Genomic DNA, 17,201 nt, shown 5'->3' on the forward strand with positions numbered 1-17,201 from the left:
GCCAATATATTATAAGGAGGCTTGGCTATTGAATAAAAAAGTTCCTGCCAGAGCGTTATCCGTATTGATAGTTTTAGCAGTATTCCTCTCCGTATTCTTCACCGCATTACCGCCTGCAAACGCGGCCGCCAGAGGAGCATGGGCTCCAAATACTGCATATGCAGTCAATGATACAGTAACCTATAGCGGAAGTACGTATACCTGTCTTCAGGCACATACTTCCCTCACAGGCTGGGAGCCGCCGAATGTTCCTGCACTATGGCAGAGTGGAGGCACCACAACACCGACACCAACAACACCCCCGGCAACCAACGGAGTCACATTCTATGCAGATATCAACTATGGCGGAAAGGCAGTAACCCTTGGAGTAGGCAATTATGTACTATCTCAGTTAAATGCTGCAGGAATTCCGAATGACTGGATGTCCTCGCTCAAGGTGCCCAGCGGCTGGACGGTTGAAGTCTATGAGGATGAAAATTTTGGAGGAACTAAATGGACCTTTACTGCAAGCTCATCCTGGGTCGGCGACAGTGTCAATGACAAGATGACCTCGGTTAAGATTTATACGGGTTCACCGCCTACGTCTGTAACCAAGCCTTCCGAAGTTCCAAGCCAAATCTGGACCTATGTAATGAATGTAGACAATAAATTCGGTAAAGGCGGAGATTTTGCTTTATTGCTGAGTGCAGTGATCAAGAAGGAAAGCAGCTTTGGAGCAGGTCTGCCGGGGAGCCCATCAGCCGGTGACGGATTGATGCAGGTAGAACCTAACACACGTAATGCTTATCTATCCCAGTTCAGTGCCAAATTTGGTCGCTCGTATAATCACAGCAGTGAACAGGATCAGGTATGCCTGGGCGCACTGATTCTGGATGAGAAGATTGTCAGGTTCGGAAATATATACAACGGACTGTTGCACTATAACGGAGGAGACAACTGGTATCCAGGCGCTACAGATTCCTATGGCCGTCCTATTCTGGCAGATCAATACGCCAATGCCGTTTATGCTACATATAAGGGGTATGGCGGGAAGAATTAAAAGAAGGCAAAAAGACGCTCGGGGATTTCCTCGCAGCGTCTTTATTTTGCACCTTGGGATGGATATCCCAACATATGGTACGATGTAATAGAAGTCTATCTGAAGGATCTAGGCTAAGGGGGAAGGCCAGTGAATGAAACAAACTCTCATCATTGTAATCTGAATATATGGGCTCATCTACCTGATGAAGTATGGAATAAGGTTGCTAATATATATGAGTCTATGCCTGGTTGGATGGGCTATACAGACGGGATTCCACACTGGTTTGGGCAGGAAGAGGATGATATTTTCATTTCGGCATCCGTTGAGCCGAGCGGATTATCATTTCATGCGCAGATGAATCAGAGCGATTGGGATTCATGGATGGATAGGTTTAAATCAGAAGCGACGAGAGTATTGGGGTTTGAGGTGGGGGAGCCTGAGGATGGGTTTGTGTAGTGAAAAATTAAAGAATACACGCCTTGGGTAGTAAGCCTGAGGCGTGTTTTTGATATTAGTGCATGGTGTCTGTCAATAACTTTTCAAAAAACGCATATATCTTATGATATAATTCATTATGGTTAGCTGTACAATAACGAGCTGATTCTAAATGGAGTTAAGCGAAGCGATTAAAAAGTGCGTTTGGAGCTGTGTTTGTCTCAAGATGGGCTTGCGCGTGAGCTTCATGTTGGATTTACATCTGTGAATAGATGCGAGAATAATTATACAAGGCCGAATTCAATAGCCCGTCATGCTTTAATAGAGCTTTGTAAGAATGAAAATATTAGTCTTCAGCTGATTGGGCTGCTCATGAAAACAATTAGGCATTGCATACTGAAAGGGCTTCGGCTAATACTATTTTATAGCATAAGGAGGTTTGGATATGAAATCTGAAAGACAAATAGAGGTCGAATTTATTGAAAAGCTTCGTGATTTAAAATACATATATCGGGAAGACATTCGAGACAAATCGGCACTTGAAGCTAATTTCAAAGAGCATTTCGAAAAATTGAATCGTGTAAATTTAAGTGATTCTGAATTTTCACGCCTCAGGGATAATATTATCACTGCAGATGTGTTCACTGCAGCTAAGACTTTAAGAGAAATCAATACCTTCAAACGTGATGATGACACGCCATTACAATACACTCTTGTTAATATTAAAGACTGGTGTAAAAATGAATTTGAAGTGATAAATCAGTTGCGAATTAATACGGATAATAGCAACCATCGTTATGATGTTATCATCCTCATTAATGGTGTTCCTGTTGTTCAGGTTGAGCTGAAGTCACTGCAAATCACACCTAAAAAAGCAATGGAGCAAATTGTAGAATATAAAAACGACCCGGGCAATGGTTATACAAATTCATTGCTTTGCTTTATGCAGCTTTTTATTGTGAGCAATGAGAGTAACACATATTATTTCGCCAACAATCACAAGGAGCACTTTTGCTTCAATGCAGACGAGCGTTTTTTGCCGATTTATCAGATGGCAGATGAAGACAATAATAAAATTACCCATCTCCATGATTTTTCTGATAAGTTTTTGCTAAAATGCACTCTCGGGCAACTAATCAGTCGATATATGGTGCTTGTGGTAAGTGAGCAGAAATTGATGATTATGCGTCCTTATCAGATCTATGCTGTTAAGGCGATAATGAACTGTATCGACCAGAATCGTGGTAATGGATATATTTGGCACACTACCGGAAGCGGTAAAACACTTACATCATTTAAAGCATCAACCCTTTTGAAAGACAACCCTGAAATTAAGAAGTGTCTATTTGTTGTTGACAGAAAAGACCTTGATAGACAAACTCGATTAGAATTCAATAAATTTCAAGAAGGCTGCGTTGAAGAGAACACAAATACAGAAAGTTTGGTTAAGCGTCTGACTTCGGATGATTATCGTGACAAAGTTATAGTTACCACAATCCAAAAGCTTGGTCTTGCTCTTGATGAAGACCACAAGCGTAACCAAGAGAAAAAGAAAAGGGGCGAGCCTACCTACAAAGATCGTTTGGCAAAGCTTACTGATCAACGTATTGCTATTATTTTTGATGAATGTCATCGTTCCCAGTTTGGTGATAATCATGAAGCAATTAAAAACTTTTTCCCAAAAGCACAGCTTTTTGGGTTTACTGGAACGCCAATATTTCCAGAAAACGCAACATATAAGCAAATTGATGGTGAAGTTAAAACTCTTATCACAACAATAGATGTTTTTGAAAAAGAACTGCATGCCTATACCATAACGAATGCCATTGATGACCGTAATGTACTTCGTTTTCACATTGATTATTATAAGCCGGAAGATCTCAAAAAAGCAGTAAAGGTCTCTGACAATGTAAGTAAAAAGGCAATTGCCGAAGCAATACTATCAAAACACGATGCCGCTACTAATGGTAGACGTTACAATGCGATGTTTGCTACAGCTTCTATCAATGATGCAATAGAATACTTTGAGATCTTCAAGTCGTTACAAGGGGAACGCAAAAAGAATGAGGCCAGAAGCTTTGAGTCATTGAATATTGCCTGTGTTTTCTCTCCACCGGCTGAAGGAAACAAAGATGTTAAGCAGTTACAAGAAGACCTGCAGCAAGAAAAAGCGGATAACGAACAAGAACCCGATAAGAAAAAGGCTGCGCTCAAAATCATCATTGATGACTATAACTTGCAGTACGGCACAAATCACAGCATAAATGAATTCGATTTATACTATCAAGATGTGCAAAAACGCATTAAAGACCAAAAGTACCCTAATTCCGACTATCCGCATGCAAACAAAATTGATATAACTATTGTGGTGGATATGCTTTTAACCGGATTTGATTCCAAGTATCTAAATACCCTGTACGTTGATAAAAATTTAAAACAACATGGTTTAATCCAAGCATTTTCACGAACAAATCGTGTTTTGAACGACACAAAGCCTTACGGAAATATTCTTGACTTTAGAGGGCAAGAGAAGGATGTAGATGGAGCAATTGCGCTGTTCTCTGGAAAAGGAAACAGTAGTAGGGCAAAAGAAATTTGGCTTGTCGATCCGGCTCCTGTTGTGGTTGAAAAGCTGGATAAGGCGGTTGCCGAGCTTGAAAGGTTTATGGAATCCCAGGGGTTAGAATACAAGCCGGAACAAGTAAATAATCTTAAGGGTGATGCCGCACGAGGCGAATTCATCAATAAATTCAAAGAAGTGCAGCGCCTTAAAACACAGCTTGACCAATATACAGATATTAAAGAAGAACAAGCGGCAAAAGTTGAGGAATTATTGCCAGAAGACACTTTGCGTGCGTTCCGTGGTGTATATATTGAAACAGCTCAAATGCTAAAAGCACAGCAAGGCAAAGATTTCAAGGATAAAGACCCTGTGGTCGAACAGCTCGATTTTGAGTTTGTTCTGTTTTCCTCTGCCGTAATTGATTATGATTACATCATGTCACTAATTTCTAGGTATACACAACCGGATGTGCCTAAAAAAGAAAAAATGAGTCGTGATCAGCTCATTAGTTTGCTTTGTTCCAATTCCAATATGATGGAAGAGCGTGAGGATATAATTGCTTATATCAGTATGTTGGAAACCGGAAAAGGGTTGGATGAAAAGGCAATAAAAGCAGGATACCAAAAATTCAAGGAAGAAAAAGCAGAGAAAGAAATGAAATTAATTGCAAACAAACATGGTATTGAACCTGCATCGTTGCAAGCCTTTGTAGATGAAATTATAGGTCGTATGATTTTTGACGGTGAAAAACTAAGCGATTTGTTAGAGCCTCTGGAGCTTGGCTGGAGAGACAGGACAAAGAAGGAACTGGAATTAATGGACAATTTAATCCCGCTGCTTAAAAAGCTTGCAGACGGACGTGTGATTGTGGGGCTGAATGCGTATGAATAAGAAAGATAAAGTGACTATGGTACCGAAACTAAGGTTTCCTGAATTTAGTGAAAACGGCGCAATTAACCTTGAGAATGGAAATGTAATATTTGAATCAATCAGTAATAAAAATCATAACTCCGATCTTCTTGTTCTCGCTATAACGCAGGAACATGGAGCAGTTCCAAGAGATCAGATTGATTATAATGTGTCAGTAACGGATAAGAGCCTTGTAAGTTACAAGGTTGTCGAGATAGGAGACTTTATCATTAGTTTAAGGTCATTTCAAGGCGGCATAGAATATTCGTTGTATCATGGTATTTGCAGTCCAGCTTATATTATTTTACGCAAAAAAACTCCAATAGTGGAACAATACTACAAGTATTATTTTAAAACAAATAAGTTTATACAAGATCTAAACAAAGACTTAGAAGGCATAAGAGATGGTAAGATGGTGAGCTATAGTCAATTTTCTTCTATACTACTACCTAAACCAGAAAACAAAGAACAACAAAAAATTGCTGAATGCCTTTCTTCACTTGATAGTCTGATCAGCGCTGAAGATAAAAAGCTTGAGGCTCTTAAAGCGCATAAAAAAGGCTTAATGCAGAAGTTATTCCCCGCCGAGGGTGAGACTGTACCAGAGTGGAGGTTTCCGGAGTTTAGGGGTAGTGGTGAATGGGAAGAAAGAAAGCTTTCAAAGGTTTGCGCTATGCAGGCTGGGAAATTTGTGAAGGCGTCAGAGATTTTTAAAGAAAGAAAAGACAATATGCATCCATGTTATGGAGGGAATGGCTTACGTGGATATACGTTCTCGTACACTCATTCTGGCGAGTTTCCCCTTATTGGCAGACAGGGCGCACTCTGTGGTAATGTTACTTATGGAACAGGTGATTTTCATGCAACTGAACATGCAGTTGTGGCAACAAAGAGTGAAGGCATAATTGCAAAGTGGCTTTACTATTTATTAATAAATCTAAAATTAAACCAATATGCAACAGGGCAGGCACAACCAGGCTTGTCGGTTGAAACACTTGAAAAAATAACAACGTGTGTTCCGAAAGAAGAAAAAGAACAACAAAAAATTGCTGATTGTCTTTCTTCCCTTGATGATCTCATAATCTCACAAGCAGATAAAATTGAAGTTCTACAGGCCCACAAAAAAGGCTTAATGCAAGGGCTCTTCCCTTCTATTAAGGAGGTGAGTGAATGAGTCCCCAACCGATATCTTCTTTTTCCGATTTAAACGCGTTGGCGACCCATTTTAGAACGCTTCTTGGTAGCAAGAAGTATGTTCTTCTTTTTGCCTATAATGGGACTGGGAAAACAAGACTTTCCTGCGCGTTTAAGGATTTGGGGAAACAACCCATTCCCGGTAGTGAAGAAAAGTCGACAGACACGTTGTATTATAACGCTTTTACGGAAGACTTGTTTACTTGGGATAACGATTTAGAAGGTGATACGGAAAGGCGTTTGTATCTAAATAGAAGTTCAAAGTTTTTTAATGGCTTACGGGAGCTTGCAATGGAAGAACGCATACGCAAGTTTTTAAGGCGATATGCAGATTTTGATTTTGATATTATGTATGATGAATGGTTTGTACACTTTTCAAGAGAAGTGCGAAACAATAATAACGCAACTGAAAAAGTGGAAAATATTAAAGTTTCTCGTGGAGAAGAAAATATTTTTGTTTGGTGCTTCTTTCTTGCGATTGTTGAACTTGTAGTTGACCAAGAGCCGGCATATAGTTGGGTTAAGTACATCTATATTGATGATCCAATCTCATCTTTAGACGATAATAATGCAATTGCAATTGCAAGCCATTTGGCTCAGTTATTGAAAGAGCAAGAAGATTTAAAAGTTGTGATCTCCTCTCACCATGCGTTGTTCTTCAATGTAATGTATAATGAGTTAAAAAAATCAAAGGGGAAAGATTACTTTTTAACTAAAAACAGAGAAACTGGCGAGTATGCACTTCAAGATACTGGTGAGACACCATTTTTCCATCATGTTGCATTGATTATAGAATTGAGAGAAGCGGTGAGAACTGGGAAGCTATACACATATCATTTTAATATCTTACGTAATATTCTTGAAAAATCGGCATCATTTCATGGATATACAGATTTTAGCGAGTGTATTAAGAGTGGAGATGACGACTCAGATGAAGTTACATATGCAAGGTATGTGAATATATTAAGTCATGGTAATTATTCCCTATTTGAACCGAGAGAAATGGTTGACGATAATAAAAAGGTCTTTAGAGATATTTTAGATCGTTATATGAATTTATATAGGTTTAACCCTGATTTGTTTAACGAAGAAACGAGGGAAAATGATGAATGATGCACAACAAAAACAATTAGGTGCAACCCTGTGGGGTATCGCCGATAAACTGCGTGGTGCTATGAATGCCGACGATTTCCGTGATTATATGCTATCCTTTCTCTTCTTGCGCTATCTTTCAGATAATTATGAGGAAGCTGTAAAAAAAGAGCTTGGAAGCGATTATTTGCAATCTGAGGAAGAAATAAATAAAATCGTCGTTTCAGCTAATCAAGATGATGCTGTTAATGCATTGAAAGAACAGATAACAGACTATTTTAATAAACAGCAATTAGATAGCAAGGTAAAAAAGACCTTAATTGAAGAACATGAGGCGTTGTTGGAAAGTGGGAAGCTGACACCTCTTGTGGTTTGGTATATTAACAATTTAGATCAAGTGACTACATTTGAAAAACAAATGCGCCGTAAAGTTCATTTTGTAATTAAGCCACACTATCTTTGGAGTAATATATATGAATTAGCCCGCACACAAAGTAAATACCTTTTGAAGACCTTGCAATCAGGCTTTAAGTTTATAGAAAATGAATCCTTTGATAGTACATTTCGTGGTTTGTTCTCCGAGGTTAATCTCGACTCTGACAAAATTGGAAAAAATTATGAATTGCGAAATGAAACGCTGTGCTCAATAATAACTGCTATTGCAGAAGGATTATCAGAGTTCCCTAACGAAAGTGATATTTTAGGCGATGCTTATGAATACTTAATAGGGCAATTTGCAGCGGGCTCAGGCAAAAAAGCCGGGGAATTTTATACGCCTCAGCAAATTTCAACCATCCTTTCTCGCATAGTTACTCTTGACAGCCAAGACCCAAGCACAGGCAAAAAGAAGCAACTCAAAAACGTGCTTGACTTTGCGTGTGGCTCCGGCTCGCTTCTAATTAATGTTAGAAAACAGCTTGGTGCTAATAGCATCGGTCAGATATACGGACAGGAAAAGAATATTACAACTTACAACCTTGCTCGTATGAATATGCTTCTGCATGGGCTTAAAGATTCTGAGTTTAAAATATTTCACGGAGATTCTCTGCTAAATGATTGGGACATTCTTAATGAAATGAACCCGGCAAAAAAGTTGGAATTTGATGCAGTAGTAGCCAATCCACCTTTCAGCTACCGTTGGGAGCCTAATGACACTCTGGCAGAAGATTTCCGCTTTAAAAGCTACGGCGTTGCACCAAAATCGGCGGCCGACTTCGCATTTTTACTTCATGGGTTTCACTTTTTAAGTGATGAGGGAACAATGGCAATCATCTTGCCTCATGGTGTTCTGTTCCGTGGTGGTGCAGAGGAGAAAATCAGAACAAAACTACTCAAAGATGGAAATATCGACACTGTTATTGGCTTGCCTGCTAACCTGTTTTTCTCAACAGGTATTCCGGTTTGTATTCTTGTACTTAAAAAATGCAAAAAATTTGATGACGTGCTGTTTATAAATGCAAGTGAGTACTACAATAAGGGTAAACGGCAAAATGTTCTTTTGCCGGAACATATTGATAAAATAGTTGACACATATCAATATCGAAAAGAAGACGACAAAAGGTATTCTCGCCGCGTCTCAATGGAAGAAATCGAGAGAAACGGCTATAATCTGAACATGTCACGATATGTGAGCACGGCTGCAGAAGAAGAAATTGTCAACCTTACAGATGTGAAAAAGAATCTGGATGAAATCGAAGATACTATTAGCAAAGCAAAGGTTATGCACAACCAATTTTTAAAAGAGCTTGGTTTACCTGAGTTGCCATAAGGCTAAGATGTTGTTTCAGCTTCCGAGCAGCTCATTTGTCTATAATCCCATGTGTGCTCTCAAATCTTTTTTTGATTCTAATTTAGTAGGTTTGAGAGCTTACACAAAGTGTTTTACAGACCAGGTATATCTCGTATAAGCGAAACTAAAGGAGATACAAAGTTGGACATTGCTTCAGGTCACTAACCTTTTGAACATTTTAGGTATATACTTACGCGTAATTGCCAATACCCATTAGGGGTTGAGTAAAGGGTTTGGACAAATAGGAAAGGTAGGTTTATGCAAGTGCATTCAGTTAAAGAAAATAACGATCTCTTTATACCAGGATAGTTAAATTACACTTTCTCTTCATTCACTCTCCCCCAACAGAAACCTCCAGCGCTTTCGCAATTGCCACCACCTCATAATCCTACACAAGCCTGTTGACCTTCCAATCGCGATAAACTGGTCGGGCTGATGTCTAAACCGAAGATATGCAACTTGGGAATGTATCCCTTTTTCCTGTAGACGATGTATAGAAATTTCAATTCGTTTATCGATTTTATTTTATTTTAATTCGATATTCGCATTAAAATAACATTTTCTTCGCATACAATTTGGCTATAGGCGATACCGAAATGAAGCATCGAAAAGATTCACCGGTGACAAAAATTTCATTGGAGTGCGAGTTGTAGCCATTTGAAAAGCTTAGCTAATGATAATAGCTTTGCTAGAAAGGTGAGGATGCAATGCACAATCTGACGCACAAATATGAGGAGGAGAAGCGCAAGTTGAATGAACTCGGACAGAAATCACTGGAGCAGGGGATTCCGTTAAGCAGCAATGAAGCGGTTCAGGCCCAGAGTCGTAAGGTGGACGAACTCATTAATCGGATGTATCAGAAAAAAAACGGACATGTAGGAACATTTCGTTCCGAATATTGTCTAGGAGGGGATGGGGTGAGCTTTCCGGCATGGTTTATACAAACGATTCAAGGGCGATTGGATGAGGTGAGCGCACGGATTGAACATCAATCCGAGCCAAGACAAGCTTTTGAAGAAGAGCGCAAAGCTTTTCTTGCGTTGTTTGCCTCCATGGATATTGCACGTAAGCCAGAGTTTGAGTATTGGGAGGATAAGCTTTCTTTAAAGCAATCCGTTATATATGAACGTCTATATCTACAAGGGCTTAAGGATGGAATGCAGCTTGCTAATGCATTTGCTGCTCCTTCTGTTCTATCAGATTAAGACGAAATCCAAGGTATACGTTAACTTTATGTTGAGGCTGTCCATGCGACAGTCCTTTTTTCTTGTGTACATGTTTGGAAGGAATACATTCCCATATTGTCGAATAACCATACATATTGTAAATCCAGTTGATACGAGGTTTTGCTATGTTTAAAACGCTATTGTCTCTCTTCAAAAAACCCGACACTAAGCCGCCACAGGCGGGGCGTAAGGTGCAAACTCCCAAGCCGAAACCAAAGGTAGCTCTAACCCGAATCGGAGAGCTGGGCGAGCACAAAATCAATCTTCAATTGGAGCAGCTTCCTAAAGAATGCAAAGCGTTGAGCGATTTATTGATTCCAAATCCAAGCGCGCACGGGCTATTCTCAGGTGGATCATCTCGTTATTTCTCCGTACGGCCTATTCGTGATTGAGACGAAGAATTATCAGGGTGAGATTAAAGGTGGGCGTCAGGATCAGCAATGGTCAGTGAGCAACCGCTACAAGATGTACAATCCGCTGAAACAAAACTATGGACATATCAAGGCCATCGAGGGCCTGTTAAAAGGTGTAGCCGCAGTAAAATTCATCTCTATGATTTCATTCACGATGAGATGTCGGTTCAGTATTGATCCAGAGCTTCGGAAAATCGACTCAGATGAACTGGTTGTCTATGATGTGGAACTAAGTGAGTTTATCTCTAGGAAGCTGATTAGTTTAAAAACGGGAACTCCTGAACCTCCTATTTCTGCGGCGCAGGCCCAAAGCATATACGATCATCTGGTTCAGGCTAATATTACCGACTCCGAAATTCGTAAGCTTCATGTACAGAGAATAAAGGGGAACAACACGAAGCATCAGTAAAATACCTATCATTGGACTAAGGGAGTTAACAGAAATGATCAAACAACTACGAAGCTGGTGGAAGGATACAGAGATCCATAACTTAATCGGTCGCAAAAAGGTGGACTTTTCTATCTTTCGTGACGGTACGCATATTCCAGTTGAGTTTCATCCGGATTTTTTGGAAGCTAATCAAGGTCAACAGCCTAATTTAGGTGAAGGAATAAAGGTTAAGCTCATCTATGAAGATCGAAATTATGAAGCCACCTTATTTAAAATTGATCAAGTATCTGCTAGTCGGGAAGCTCTTCAACTTCGATATAACGGAAATCAAATGTTAAAGGATTTGTTCATTGAAACCTTCAAGCATTCCTATTCCTACATTATGCAAGAGAGAACAAATCAACTAGCAGATGATGCGAAGAAACCCCAGGTTGTCGTTCCTGAAGATCAAGCTGAATACATAGATTTCTACGCGACAGGAATTCCTTTCGAATACCGTTTGGAGTTTATAACATATAAGGCGAAGCCCAACGTTTGGTGGGTGAATCAAGGAGCTACTATTAAGGAGGAGAAGGAAGAGGGAATTCTGTGGGCACCCCTACTGAATACTCAAGGCCGAAAGCTATATCATTGGGAGACGATGAAGGAAGTTAAACAAGGAGATATCATCCTCCATTACTCCAATAAAGCTATTCGTTATGTAAGCCAGGTAACAGATGCGGCGGTGGAAGCACCCAAACCAGGCTCCATGGCCAATACGAACTGGCAAGAAGAAGGACGATTGGTTCGAACAGAGTATGTGGAACTCATTCCGCCTATTATGCTACAACAGTTTAATCAGCAAATTATGCAACTGAACATAACCCAAGGTCCGCTTCATTCTGGAGGTGGAGTGAACCAAGGATATCTGTTCCGCTTTTCAAGACAAGCTCTTCAAGTGCTTCAGTCGCTTACGGCAGAAGTGAATTGGCCTGATTTTGCCATTTTAGATCAAGATGAGACTATCTCCAATACGGAGAGCTCGCATGAGGTGATTCCTATTTTACCGTCGTCAGATTCTAGTATTACAACATTACTCCACCAAATCCAATCCCACATCCGCCGCCAAGGCTTCTTCTTCCCTGAGCACCTTATCGAGAACTTCTACCTCTCGCTAAAAGCTAAACCTTTTGTTATCCTGGCAGGGATATCGGGCACAGGGAAGACTAAACTGGTGAAGCTGTTTGCGGAAGCACTAGGGGCAACGAAGGATAACGGGCAGTATGCCCAGATTCCGGTGCGGCCGGATTGGAGCGATCCTACAGATCTGCTGGGGTACAAGGACCTGTCGGGGAGGTTCCAAGCGGGTCCGATTACGAAGGTGTTCGTGGAGGCGCGGAAGCCGGGGAATCAGCACAAGCCTTATTTTATCTGCCTGGATGAGATGAATTTGGCACGGGTGGAGCATTATTTCAGCGACATGTTAAGTGTGCTAGAGACGCAGGAGTGGCAGGAGGGGATGATTCAGACGCAGGCGCTCATCTCTTCTACCTTGCTGGATACGCCTGAGGATCAAGCGGAGTATGGCGGTCTTGGTATCCCGGAAAATGTGTTCTTGATCGGGACGGTGAACATGGACGAGACCACACATCCTTTTAGCAAAAAAGTCCTCGACCGCGCCAACACGCTAGAGTTCAATTACATCAATCTGCAGCAGTATCCGGACGTGAATGGGCAGGAAGAAGCGGATGCTCCCGCTGATCTTACTGAACTGAATCATCTTTTTCTGCGCTCTGATTATTTGCAGCTAGTAAATGCCTATGATACCAACAAAGAGCTCGTTGTCCGGACGACAGAGAGATTGGTTAAGATCAATACCTTGCTGGAGGATATTCATGCTCATGTGGGCTTTCGGGTGCGGGATGCGATTTGCTTTTATATGATTTATAACGATCGGTACAAGCTGATGAGTGAGGAAGAAGCCTTTGACTGGCAACTGCTGCAAAAGATACTGCCGCGCATTCAAGGGAGCCATTCTTCGGTTCGCCGGGTATTGTTGAATCTGATGAAAGGCGCTCTTGGTAGCGGATCTGGCGTTACAGTAGACCTTCCGAAACTTATGGATGATGCTTCTCCGCTCTATATGAAATGGGCTGCTGGTCAAACTCCGCCTACGGCCAAACATCCACAAAGTGCCCGTAAATTGGCTTTTATGCTCAGGAGGCTGGAGGAAGATGGATTTACCTCATACTGGCTCTCTTAATCAGACGGTAGAATTGCTCCGTGTAGAAACAGAGCTTTTTACGCTTTTTCTTCAAGGGCGCCCTTATCATCCTACGGTGGAGACATTGCAGCTTCATCGGTCTTCGGAGCAGGAGTGGGTGAGTGCACAGCTTGGGCTTGCTTGCTCCGAACGGCTTGGTGATGTTCAGATCAAAGTCTTTTCGCCTGAAGCCCACGGGATGGTGGACTGGCAGCAGGGAGTTTCTGTTTTTCCTTGTTTTTATGAGACACAGTCGTATGAACTGGTTATCCAGAATAAGACCGCTGCCAGCCTTTCCTTTTATCATGAAAATGTGTTGCTTCGGCAGGCAGTTAAGCCCCTAGGTGATTCTATTCTTGCGGGTGTTCTGAACTTTGGGAATGAGGTCGGTTTGACGGAATGGGAAGTCCGAAGTAATGGACAGACTTTGCTGCGGGTAGAGATGGAGATTTTCCCCTCGAAGATGGATTACAAGCTGGATTACCAGAATATTTTGAATGAAGTGAATGCGCAGATTTATAATTTGGCGTTTGATTTTTTGCGCAAAACCTATCAGCTAACAGGCCTGCGGGAGACGCAGCATCAGAGCTTGACGGAGTTTTTCACCATACTACAGCATGTCTTTAGACAACTCTTGGATGCAGTCGAACGGATTAACAAGAATCCTAATTACGCTCTGCTCCAGGATCGCCGGCTCATGGATGCCAATCGGGTCAAAAAGGCCGGAAGAGAGAACATCCGCGAGCTGGCGAAGCATCCTGAACGATTAAAAGTAGATGAAAGCAATGGATTTTTAAGAATTAATGGTCAGAATTACACAGCAACGCACTTCATGGAGAACCGCAGACGCCTCTCCTATGATACCAATGAGAACCGGTTCATCCGCTGGATGCTGGAACGAATTCATGGGAAGCTTAAGGAGCTTAAGGGCCGCTGGAAAGAAAATAGCCGGACTCCAGATCCGCTACTCAGCAAAAGAATAGATAAGATGCTTACTCAGCTGGAACGGGTGCTCAAGATGGATTTTTTGCGTGAGGCTGGAGTGCTGAAGCAGATGTCCGTTACCCTTGTGCTGCAGATGGCCCCTGGATACCGCGAAGTCTATCGCTGTTATCTAATGCTGCTTAAAGGCTTATCTATTCAAGGTGAGCTGTTCCGCTTATCCATGAAGGATGTAGCTCAGCTCTATGAGTATTGGTGCTTCTTGAAGCTGAATCAGCTTCTGGGGCAGAAATATAAACTGGTGAAGCAGGACATCATTAAGGTGAAACGGAACGGTATTTTCGTTACTCTTGATCGCTCACAGAGCGCTAATATGGTGTACGAGAATCCGGTCAACGGGGAGCAGTTCATCCTGTATTATAACTCGATTCCTGACTCGGATAAGACCCCGACGCTCAGTCAGCGTCCGGATAATGTGCTCACCCTGAAGAAGAAGGATGCTGGTCAGATCAAGGAATACAAGTATGTGTTTGATGCGAAATACCGCTTGAATCCCGCTTATGAAGGTACGCCTTATCAGGGGAAGTATGGGCAGCCTGGGCCGGAAGAGGACGACATTAATACAATGCATCGTTATCGGGACGCGATAGTGTATCAGGAAAAGGGCACAGGTGAATATGAGCGAAGCATGTTTGGCGCTTATGTGTTATTTCCTTATCCGGATGAAGAGCGGTACAAGAGCCACCAATTTTACAAAAGCATCGAGCTATTGAATATTGGTGCGTTGCCGTTCCTGCCGAATTCTACAAGCTTGGTGGAGCAATTCCTGGATGAGATCATTCAGGATAGTCCGGAAAAAGCCTTTGAACGCTCTACACGTCCACGCGGGACGAAAGAATACTATGCCAATCAGCTTGCGGGCAAAAATGTGCTTGTCGGTTCTGTCCGGGGGCGGGAGCAGGTGGAGGTGGCGGTGCGGAAGGCTTTTTATCATATGCCGCTTAAGAATCTTGCCAGCCAGAAGATACTTACCCAGATCGAGTACGTAGCGATGTGCCAATCCCGCAAAAAGTTCGTTGATCCCGCTAAAACAGGCATTCACTGGGTGGGGAAGGTAGCGGATTGGAAGGTGCTGCGGCGTAAAGAGATTAAGGAAGTTCCTTGTCGCCCGGGGACCGAAGAAGATCTGTATGTACGCTTTACGATTGAGCAATGGAAGATCTTAACTGCTCCTATTATGCTAGGGGGACAAGGGATTCTCACGGTGCTCTACACCAGTAAGTATATCCTGGACCGGGCCTTGGAGATTGCCGAGCTCCGTCTGGAAACAGAGGAAGCACTACGGGAATGGCGCGAGAAGCGCCGCAAGGGCAGAGTTAAGGTGAAGCTGGATCATGAGGAGTTTGTGGATTTGGGTAGGGTTGTGGAGGTTAGGAATATTTGAAGTGGATGACACCAAAAAACTAATAATAATGTGGTTTTGATACAGATGACTGAGGTGGTCAAATGCCTGTTGAGAGAAGCTTGCCAAGTTATTACCAGAGCTTTAGCAAGGAATTAGATGTTGCTAAAAACCGGGTGAGAGATATCATCGGAAGTGCTCATTGGATTTCTGATGGAACACATAAAGAGGCTATTTTGCAAGATGTATTAAAGAGGTTTATTCCTCAGAAGTATTCAGTTTCCAGTGGATTTATTCTCTCTAATGATGGCGAATCTTGCAGTAAGCAACTGGATATTATTATCTATGATCAAGCCTCCCCATTACTTTTTAATGGACCTAACTTTGTTATTATTCCAGACCAATATGTTAGAGCGGTAATAGAAGTGAAGACTAGTCTGAGCGTAGGGACAAAATTGATAGATGCTCTAGAGAATCTTTATACCGTACAATCAATAATGAAACGGCCTTCCGATAACGTTTATTTTGGGATTTTTTCATTTGGCTATAAGGATTATCGTAACATTGGTCCAGGGAATGTCGCACAACGATTATTTACGAAAATTAAGGAGTTCTACCGGGATAAAAGGGTGCAGTATGAAGGGACGGACCTGCAATTTTTGCAGACGAGAACTTTAACGTCTTTATGTATGAATGAACAACTATATGGCCTGCATTGGAATGATACAACCCAAAATAGTCCTGAATTTGGATTATATGATACTAGAGAGCAATCCTTCAATTATTTTGTGTCCAATTTATTAAGTACATTAGATAATACTGCTATTACTCTTTCTAAGCCGTTATGGTTTCCTCAGTCGAAGGAGTCTAGCGTGCTTCTTAAGGAAAGGATTGGGTTTTGATCAAGTGGGGCTCATGTCATAAAGACAGTGATGGCTCCATGATACCAACAACTGAGATTTTCTTACTTTATGAAATGATTTGTGGTATAGTAAAGGCAGAAAAAACGTAGAATACAAAGAGAGCCGTGCTGGACACACGACTCTCGGAGCAATAGCCGCTTTTAAGGGCGGCGGCTTTAAATACCAGTCAAAGAATAGACCGCTTCCCTTGAGCAGGGCGGTCTATTTCTTTTTGAGGTAATTTAGCAGCGCGATAATGAACATGCCGAACATGAACATCAGGGACAATGCTTGGTAAACCTCCATTGGCGTCACCTCCCTTCCGGGAGCTTAGCCGACCGCCCATATAAGCCTTTCTATTGCTCCTGCGATTATACCATGAATGGAAAATTTTGAGTATAAAAACCGAATCTCCAAAAAAAGCTCAGAGGCAGGGCTTCCCATACCTGCCTTTGAGCTTTTTTCTATGCAGCCCAAGACCCCCCTCTGGAAATTTATTCTTCCATCGTAATACTTTCGCCATGTTCGTTCAGCATGATCTCAGCGATGATAGAACCTGTAAGAAACATTCGGTTCTTATCCGGGCGGGCGTAACGAGGCGCGGATCTCAGGCGATCCCGCAGTGCCGGCATGTATGTTACGGTATCCTGTACGGTCCGTTTCGGTAAGAGTCACCTTTG

At 41.9% G+C, this 17,201-nt stretch carries 13 protein-coding genes; 12 read left to right on the forward strand and 1 reads right to left on the reverse strand.

Going from position 1 to position 17,201, the window contains the following annotated elements:
- Positions 1-28 precede the first annotated feature (28 nt).
- The 12 genes from JI735_RS12670 to JI735_RS12720 all read left to right on the forward strand — a co-directional run bounded on the left by JI735_RS12670 (position 29) and on the right by JI735_RS12720 (position 16,521).
- Entirely contained in the window at positions 29-1,039 is a 1,011-nt protein-coding gene (locus JI735_RS12670; protein WP_233476369.1) for a carbohydrate-binding protein, read from the forward strand.
- Between the two features lie 129 nt (positions 1,040-1,168).
- Positions 1,169-1,477 carry a hypothetical protein gene (locus JI735_RS12675; protein WP_039833028.1) on the forward strand — a complete coding sequence of 103 codons (309 nt, stop codon included), beginning with the start codon at positions 1,169-1,171 and terminating at the stop codon, positions 1,475-1,477.
- A 424-nt stretch (positions 1,478-1,901) separates the two neighbouring features.
- On the forward strand, positions 1,902-4,910 hold the full coding sequence (locus JI735_RS12680; RefSeq protein WP_039833029.1) for a type I restriction endonuclease subunit R: 3,009 nt from the start codon (positions 1,902-1,904) through the stop codon (positions 4,908-4,910).
- A complete protein-coding gene (locus JI735_RS12685; protein ID WP_039833030.1) occupies positions 4,903-6,102 on the forward strand; it encodes a restriction endonuclease subunit S in 1,200 nt (399 codons plus the stop codon). The genes JI735_RS12680 and JI735_RS12685 overlap by 8 nt, the downstream gene beginning before the upstream one ends.
- Positions 6,099-7,235, forward strand: a complete 1,137-nt coding sequence (locus JI735_RS12690) for an AAA family ATPase (protein WP_039833031.1) — start codon at positions 6,099-6,101, stop codon at positions 7,233-7,235. The genes JI735_RS12685 and JI735_RS12690 overlap by 4 nt, the downstream gene beginning before the upstream one ends.
- Complete coding sequence (locus JI735_RS12695) at positions 7,228-8,982, forward strand: type I restriction-modification system subunit M (protein WP_039833032.1); 1,755 nt, start codon at positions 7,228-7,230, stop codon at positions 8,980-8,982. Before JI735_RS12690 ends, JI735_RS12695 begins: the two co-directional genes overlap by 8 nt.
- 770 nt (positions 8,983-9,752) lie before the next feature.
- The gene (locus JI735_RS12700) at positions 9,753-10,208 is read left to right on the forward strand and encodes a hypothetical protein (RefSeq protein WP_233476370.1); all 456 of its coding nucleotides are present in this window, start codon (positions 9,753-9,755) and stop codon (positions 10,206-10,208) included.
- A 146-nt stretch (positions 10,209-10,354) separates the two neighbouring features.
- Positions 10,355-10,621: a hypothetical protein gene (locus JI735_RS35630; protein WP_233476371.1), complete on the forward strand. Its 267-nt coding sequence runs from the start codon at positions 10,355-10,357 to the stop codon at positions 10,619-10,621.
- Positions 10,614-11,051 carry a nuclease-related domain-containing protein gene (locus JI735_RS35635; RefSeq protein ID WP_233476372.1) on the forward strand — a complete coding sequence of 146 codons (438 nt, stop codon included), beginning with the start codon at positions 10,614-10,616 and terminating at the stop codon, positions 11,049-11,051. The genes JI735_RS35630 and JI735_RS35635 overlap by 8 nt, the downstream gene beginning before the upstream one ends.
- Before the next feature lie 34 nt (positions 11,052-11,085).
- Complete coding sequence (locus JI735_RS12710; protein ID WP_039833034.1) at positions 11,086-13,275, forward strand: McrB family protein; 2,190 nt, start codon at positions 11,086-11,088, stop codon at positions 13,273-13,275.
- Positions 13,247-15,661, forward strand: a complete 2,415-nt coding sequence (locus tag JI735_RS12715) for a restriction endonuclease-like protein (protein ID WP_039833035.1) — start codon at positions 13,247-13,249, stop codon at positions 15,659-15,661. The genes JI735_RS12710 and JI735_RS12715 overlap by 29 nt, the downstream gene beginning before the upstream one ends.
- A gap of 62 nt (positions 15,662-15,723) precedes the next feature.
- The gene (locus tag JI735_RS12720) at positions 15,724-16,521 is read left to right on the forward strand and encodes a DUF6602 domain-containing protein (protein ID WP_039833036.1); all 798 of its coding nucleotides are present in this window, start codon (positions 15,724-15,726) and stop codon (positions 16,519-16,521) included.
- A gap of 222 nt (positions 16,522-16,743) precedes the next feature.
- Here the strand turns inward: JI735_RS12720 and JI735_RS37305 are convergent, their stop codons facing one another.
- A complete protein-coding gene (locus tag JI735_RS37305) occupies positions 16,744-16,827 on the reverse strand; it encodes a putative holin-like toxin (RefSeq protein WP_219214875.1) in 84 nt (27 codons plus the stop codon).
- Between the last annotated feature and the right edge of the window lie 374 nt (positions 16,828-17,201).

The organism is Paenibacillus sonchi (assembly GCF_016772475.1).
In the GTDB taxonomy this organism is placed as follows: Bacteria; Bacillota; Bacilli; order Paenibacillales; family Paenibacillaceae; genus Paenibacillus_AQ; species Paenibacillus_AQ sonchi.

Coding starts and splice junctions, on each gene's coding strand:
- JI735_RS12680 (WP_039833029.1), top strand. CDS start 1,902: ATGAAATCTGAAAGACAAATAGAGGTCGAATTTATTGAAAAGCTTCGT.
- JI735_RS12685 (WP_039833030.1), top strand. CDS start 4,903: ATGAATAAGAAAGATAAAGTGACTATGGTACCGAAACTAAGGTTTCCT.
- JI735_RS12690 (WP_039833031.1), top strand. CDS start 6,099: ATGAGTCCCCAACCGATATCTTCTTTTTCCGATTTAAACGCGTTGGCG.
- JI735_RS12695 (WP_039833032.1), top strand. CDS start 7,228: ATGAATGATGCACAACAAAAACAATTAGGTGCAACCCTGTGGGGTATC.
- JI735_RS35630 (WP_233476371.1), top strand. CDS start 10,355: ATGTTTAAAACGCTATTGTCTCTCTTCAAAAAACCCGACACTAAGCCG.
- JI735_RS12710 (WP_039833034.1), top strand. CDS start 11,086: ATGATCAAACAACTACGAAGCTGGTGGAAGGATACAGAGATCCATAAC.
- JI735_RS12715 (WP_039833035.1), top strand. CDS start 13,247: ATGGATTTACCTCATACTGGCTCTCTTAATCAGACGGTAGAATTGCTC.
- JI735_RS12720 (WP_039833036.1), top strand. CDS start 15,724: ATGCCTGTTGAGAGAAGCTTGCCAAGTTATTACCAGAGCTTTAGCAAG.
- JI735_RS37305 (WP_219214875.1), bottom strand. CDS start 16,827: ATGGAGGTTTACCAAGCATTGTCCCTGATGTTCATGTTCGGCATGTTC.